The 6,334-nt window shown below is 53.2% G+C and carries 6 protein-coding genes and 1 pseudogene; 4 read left to right on the plus strand and 3 right to left on the minus strand.

The features are described from left to right. A pseudogene (locus ACR0MJ_RS20570) lies at positions 1–345 on the minus strand (DDE-type integrase/transposase/recombinase); the annotation flags it as partial. 275 nt (positions 346–620) lie between these two features. Between ACR0MJ_RS20570 and ACR0MJ_RS20575 the strand changes: the two are divergent. After that, positions 621–1,676 (plus strand): tyrosine-type recombinase/integrase, encoded by a 1,056-nt coding sequence (locus ACR0MJ_RS20575; protein WP_170683908.1) that lies wholly within the window; start codon positions 621–623, stop codon positions 1,674–1,676. A gap of 57 nt (positions 1,677–1,733) precedes the next feature. On the opposite strand, the gene ACR0MJ_RS20580 is transcribed toward ACR0MJ_RS20575, so the two are convergent. Continuing rightward, positions 1,734–2,078 carry a type II toxin-antitoxin system RelE/ParE family toxin gene (locus ACR0MJ_RS20580; RefSeq protein ID WP_170514516.1) on the minus strand — a complete coding sequence of 115 codons (345 nt, stop codon included), beginning with the start codon at positions 2,076–2,078 and terminating at the stop codon, positions 1,734–1,736. Next, positions 2,075–2,332 carry a type II toxin-antitoxin system ParD family antitoxin gene (locus ACR0MJ_RS20585; RefSeq protein ID WP_170514513.1) on the minus strand — a complete coding sequence of 86 codons (258 nt, stop codon included), beginning with the start codon at positions 2,330–2,332 and terminating at the stop codon, positions 2,075–2,077. The genes ACR0MJ_RS20580 and ACR0MJ_RS20585 overlap by 4 nt, the downstream gene beginning before the upstream one ends. 934 nt (positions 2,333–3,266) lie before the next feature. Here ACR0MJ_RS20585 and repA point away from each other — a divergent pair. From repA to ACR0MJ_RS20600, 3 genes are all read left to right on the plus strand, one after another. Beyond that, entirely contained in the window at positions 3,267–4,448 is a 1,182-nt protein-coding gene (repA, locus tag ACR0MJ_RS20590; RefSeq protein WP_255612175.1) for a plasmid partitioning protein RepA, read from the plus strand. A gap of 1 nt (position 4,449) precedes the next feature. Further along, positions 4,450–5,424 carry a ParB/RepB/Spo0J family partition protein gene (locus tag ACR0MJ_RS20595; RefSeq protein ID WP_170514507.1) on the plus strand — a complete coding sequence of 325 codons (975 nt, stop codon included), beginning with the start codon at positions 4,450–4,452 and terminating at the stop codon, positions 5,422–5,424. 205 nt (positions 5,425–5,629) lie between these two features. Further along, on the plus strand, positions 5,630–6,334 hold a 705-nt coding region (locus ACR0MJ_RS20600; protein WP_480762431.1), incomplete at its 3' end, for a helix-turn-helix domain-containing protein.

Below are 6,334 nucleotides of genomic sequence, written 5' to 3' on the forward strand. Positions count from 1 at the left end.
GTTGCTGCAGATTTGCTCCGCAGTTTGGACAGCATAAAATCAAGAGCCTTAGCGTGTTTGTCGATTGCGCGATACTAGTAGACCCACTCCCCTCTGACGCGCACGGAGGTTTCGTCCATTCCTCAGGAACGATCGTAGCATCTCTTCTTAAGACGCGCCCCGGTCGGCGGCCAGAGGTGGGTATTTGACGATCCAACGGTTCAGCGTCGCATGATCAACTTAAACACGTCGTTCAACCAGAATTCCTGTCAACTCCCGATAGGACACTGAGTAACGAAGTTAAAAGAACACTGCATGTAGTATCATGTCCCTTGGGAAATGAGCGCCGTTGAATAAAACTGTCACGGTCTGCCTCGATCAAAGTCCGAAACGCAATTGACACGAAGACGTCCTAGCCAAAAGTTTGCGACAAAGCCTGTCAGAGGGTCTGAAGCCGAACAATTTACTTACAACAGATATCAGGGTTTGAAAGAAAACAAATTGGATTAACGCGCGTAATGTGCATAATGTGAACGTTTTGATCTTTACATATGCAGAGATCTCGTGGCGGTATTATTCTTGATAAGTATCCCTTATCATGTTTGATTGATTTCCCCTGAAATTCGGCGCAAAATTGGCCCATGAAACCCCCTGCCCCCTATCTCCCGGCCACCTCCCCTGCCTTGTCGCAAGCGGATCAGGACGCGCTCACCGATCTTTATATCCGCGGCACGCCGGCCAATACTCTCAGGGCCTATGAGCGCGACCTGCTCTACATCACCGCCTGGAAATCAGCACGGTTTGGCGCAGTGCTTGACTGGCCGGAAGCCGAGGCCACAGCGCTCGCCTTCATCCTTGATCACGCCCGCGATCTTGGTGATGCGCCAAAGGAGGACATCGCGCGTCAAACGGCAGAGGTGCTCATCAGACAAGGGCTGCGTAGATCACTGACCTGCCCGGCGCCGTCGACCTTGGACCGGCGCATTGCGTCCTGGCTGGCCTTTCATCGGATGAAGAACCTCTCCAGCCCGTTTGATGCGCCCCAGGTGAAACAGGCCCGATCCAAGGCGCGCCGCGCCGCGGCCCGGCCCCCTGCCCCGAAGTCGGCCCACCCGATCACCCGGGACGTGCTGGAGCAGCTGCTGACCACCTGCCGCGGCAGCCGCCGGGATTGCCGCGACCGCGCGATCCTGATGCTGGGCTGGGCCAGCGGTGGTCGGCGCCGGTCCGAGCTGACCGGGTTGATGCGCGAGGATGTCTCGCTGAAGGAATACGACAAATCAGGCGTGGTCTGGATTTCACTTCTCGAAACCAAGACCACTCAGAAAGGTGAGACACCCCGGCTGGTGCTCAAGGGCCGCGCCGCGCAAGCGCTGGTGCATTGGATCGAGGTGGGTCAGATCAGGGACGGCCCCCTGTTCCGCCCCGTCTCCAAGGCCGACCGGGTGCTGAAACGCCGCCTTAGCCCGGATGCGATCTACCAGATCGTCAGACACCGGCTGAAACTGGCGGGTCTTCCGCAGGATTTTGCCTCTCCCCACGGGCTGCGCTCGGGGTTTCTGACTCAGGCTGCCCTCGACGGCGCCCCGATCCAGGCCGCCATGCGCCTGTCCCTGCACCGCTCGCTCGCACAGGCGCAGAAATACTACGATGACGTCGATATTGCGGAGAATCCAGCTACAGAACTGTTGGGGTGAGCGCTTACGGATTGTTTAAAGAGTTCGTAGCGCTAGGGAGATTTCTAGCTGCAATGCCTATGTCCCGTTCCCCGTCGCATCCGTCAACGCAGCCAGCGCAGAAACATGTCGCGGCAGATCGCAACGGGAATGCAGGATATCGATTATGACTACGCTATCCGGCTGGTCGAAGTAGACCAGGAAATGCTCTCCTGCCCGTACAAAACTGAGATCAACCGCCTCCTCGACCAATAGAGAACAACTGCGGCTGGCCACCCTACCCTCGGTGATGGCTTGGCAGCGCGCTATCAGCTCTTGTTCGTAAAGATCAGCCTGATGCGGTCCAAACTTATCGATGGTCCAACGGGCAATTTCCACCAGGCTGGATTCAGCACGGCGTGTTAGTCGAAAGGGTCGGATCACGTTTTGGCTCTTGCCCTTGCGAAGGCACGACGGATCGCATCCGAACCGCTGCCTTCTGCCAGATCTCCAGCCTGAGCCTGTGCCACACCCTCCTGCAGGCCTTGCTTAAGAGACTCCAGCCCCGCTTCTTCCCGCTCCAGAAGACGAAGTCCCGCACGCAACGCTTCACTAGCGTTCTGATAGCGACCGGATGCAACCAGATTCTGCACCAGTTGGTCTTGCGATTCTGTAAGTACGACGTTGCGGGTTACCATGGCTTAAGCCTCCTCCTTGGCAATATATGCCAATGAGGCTGTCGGTTCAACGATTGAGGACATAGCCTAAGTAGTTTAGTCGAGCTGGTCTCATTTCTGAGTAGTGCTTTAGCTAACTGTTTTCTTTTGTTCGAGAAGAAGATGAGTTTTGGTCCACCACGCTTCCAAGGACGGACGAACGTGTCTTGAAACAGCGCCTCAACCCGGATGCGATTTATCAGATAACACGCCTTAATCCACGGACTGCGGTCTGAGTTTCTGACTCATTGGCCTCTGGGGGCCCCCAATCCAAACCGCCATGCGATTGTCACTGCACCGCTTCATGGCACAAGAGCAGAAACACCGTGATCATTACGTTGTCGCCGAAGTCCGAGCGAACGCCTTAAAAAGGGGAGAAACATCGGTTCAATTGATCTGCAGCATCAAATTTTTGTACAGTCGCGGCGCAATACATCAAAGATCAACTCCATCGGCAACAGAACCACATCAGTATCTTTTTGGCGCAAAGATCCTGTTACTCGAACCCCACCCGCCCTGCCCTGTTACGTCAAAAGATAATCAACGTTTGTCAGGTAAATCCGCGCATTCAGTATTGGAGCGACGTGAAGCATTGCATTCGATTAGTTACTTTTCTGAAGATTAGATAAGATTGTACGCTTTGCAGGACTCAAAGAAGCAACAATGCACCTGAGGTCAATCATCCTTAAAAATACTGGCTCGGAATCTGAATTCTTACCGGTACGATGCAACCTCCAAGCGCTTCTCAAGCGCTCAGCAGAGGCGTGAGTTAACAGCTGTTAACTTCAGCACGCTTGTGCAGGTCTCGCAGCGACCCACAAGTTATTGATTTTTCTCTTGACATGAATCGGAATACGAGTGCCTAAATGTACTCAAGTTGCGCAACCAAACAAAAATGAGCAGGAAAACTGCAACTATGCTACAGACCACACCCATTGCTGCGACGACGCAGTCTCACGTTACACGTGAAATTTCCGATCGTCTACAAGTTGCACTGACTACCCACTTAACTCAGGCCTATTCTCCAGAGTTGTCAAAGACACTTCGCCTCTTCAGTGCGACAGAGGTGGCTGACCTATTTGGCACGACCGGTCAATACTTGCGAAAGGGCCATGCTGAGGGCTCTCTTCCAGAACCGGAAGTTATCAAAAGTGGCCGGCGCTTCTACTCCGGAGCCGAAATCAAAACGATGCGCCAGATTCTTGAAGGCAGCTCGAGAAAGCCTGGCAAATACCTCCCTGGCCGCCGCGACAACGATCGGCTTCAAGTCATTCAACTCATGAATTTCAAGGGAGGTAGTGCAAAGTCCACCTCAGCTATTCACCTTTGTCACTATCTTGCGCTTCAAGGTTATCGCGTTCTGGCTATCGACCTTGACCCACAAGGCAGCCTGACTGGGTTCTGCGGAATTCAGCCTGAGATCGAGTTTGAGGGAAATTCAATCTACGATGCTTTGCGCTACGAGGATCCGGTCCCAATGTCCGAGTGCATTCGGGCCACTTACTTCCCCGGCCTGGATCTTTCCCCCGCTCAGTTGATCCTGTCTGAATTTGAAACGGAAACTGCTGTCTACGCCCGAAAAGGTGTCCCTTTCTATAATCGGCTCGCCAATGCAATCGAGACGGTGGAGGAAGACTATGATGTGATCATTGTCGATAGCCCGCCTTCTTTGGGCTTCCTGACGCTGGCGGGGTTATTCGCGGCAACGTCTGTCATCGTGCCGCTGACACCGAGCATGTTGGACGTAGCCTCTACGCAGCAGTTTCTTGAAATGACTTCGGCATATCTAGAAGAGTTTGAAAACTCGGGGATTCCGATTATCCATGACAACTTCCGGTTCCTCATAACACGGGACGACCCCTCAGACACACCATCTCAGCAAATTGTTAGCTTAATGCGGGCGTTGTTTCAGGATCGAGTAATCGGTGCAACTGCTCTGCGAAGCACTGCCATTGCCGATGCCGCGATGCTGAAAATGACAATGTACGAAGTCGTTCGATCGGAAATGACGAGATCGACCTATGACCGCGCCCGATCAAGTATGGATGCCGTTGGGCACGAAGTATCAAACATGATTCAAACCGCATGGGGCCGTTGAAATGGCACTTAAACAAAACAAAACCAGCATGGCTGCAGCGATTGCAGCGGCAGCCGGAAACCCGCCAATTCCACCCACGAAGACGGAACGCGCCAATGCAGCACTTCCACGCGGTACGATTGCATCGGTCCGTGTTGGAGCCGGAGGCATCCAAGACATAGATACCTCACTCATTTTGCCGTGGGGTCCAAAAGATAGACTTGGGATCGAGTTAACACCTGTTAACTCCGACCTTGAAGCGAACGTCGACTCAGCTGTTCTGGAACTTGCTGAAAGCATAAAAGACGCAGGAGGCCAACAGGTTCCCGTCCTGTTGCGTCCTTCTGAGGAAGTCGACGGTCACTTCGAGGTCATCTACGGCCGCCGACGCATCTTAGCTTGTCAGTATCTAAACCAGCCTGTTCGCGCGTTGGTAAGGACGCTTGATGATAAGGAAGCACTTCAGGCAAAGGGTCTGGAGAACTCTTCCCGAGTTGACCTCAGCTATTACGAGAGAGCCCGGTTCGCACGCGAAATTCTAAACCAGGGATATGACCGCTCGGAAGCGATCACAGCCCTAGCGATTTCCAAGAACACGCTGTCACAGTTGGAGCGAGTCACAAATGATATTCCGGACGATCTCGGGGATATGATTGGCCCAGCACCGAAATCTGGGCGACCCAAATGGACAGCTCTAGCCGATGCGTTGCGGAAAGGAGTGATAACAGCAGACAAGGCTAAGAAGCTCCTAGAGACGCTCAACGTTGCTAATTCAGACGATCGGTTAAACGGACTCCTAAGCAGCTTGGCTCCTAAGAAAGCAGCAAAGGAAGTCCGACCGGCGCCCGACGTTGTCATCAAGACCAGCAATTCTGCGGTGAACATGACCATCAAAAGGGCAGGGGACAATGAAGCCTATACAAGCTGGCTTTCGGACAACCTTGGACAAATCATTCAAGATTCCTACGAGCGTTTCAAAGAAAGCGCCAAGGATTAAGCGAGTTAACATCTGTTAACTCTACATGAGGCAACGAGCAAAAAGGAGAAAAGCAAAAAGAAACCCCCGAAACCTGAGGCTCCGAGGGCTGAAAACCAACTAGTGGTTATAGATTAGACACCTAAACCCTAACAGCCCGCGAATCACGACACAATAAAAAACGCCTCTGGGTGAACAGGTTTTCTTTGTCTGCTGACAAAATCTCATGAAAACACTAACAGCATCGGCTCCAAATGGAGCAACCTTGTCGGGAACGGCAGGGCAGGGGAGTTGTACGCCCAAAAAATGGAGACTTCTTCGCGCCGTTGAAGAGGCCAGAGAACCTCTTGGGTTAAAATCCACAACTCTCAATGTCCTGAGAGCGATGATCTCCTTTGTGGGCGGAGATCAGATTGCTGCCGACCAGGATGATCATCACATCTGCTTCGCTTCCAATGCAGCGATCGCCAAACGAACGCATGTCAGCGTGCAGACAGTTGAGCGTCATATCTCGACGCTGGTTGAGCTTGGACTTGTCCGCCGCGTATTGAGCGCAAACGGCAAGCGATGGGCGCGCCGGGATCGACAGGGCAGGGTGGTCACAGCAACTGGGCTCTCCTTGATGCCGTTGTCTGAACGGCACGTTGAGTTCATCCAGGAAGCCCAGAGGCATGCTGATCGAGTTCTGGAGCTCACTGTACTCCGCGACAAAGTCTCAGCCGCTCTGGCACGCCTAAGGGAGCTCCTAGCAGACGACACCAAAATCTCGGGTTTGATGACCACCGTACGCAATGCTCTGCGTCGCAAACCAGATGCAAATGTGCTCAGCGAGCTGCTCTCAGAAATCTCTGTGGAAATCTCCGAGATAACACAGACATATACAGAAAATTTGAGGGGCAGTGACAGTGAAATTGAGGGGCACAAACATGAC

Source organism: Ruegeria sp. C6 (assembly GCF_056537625.1).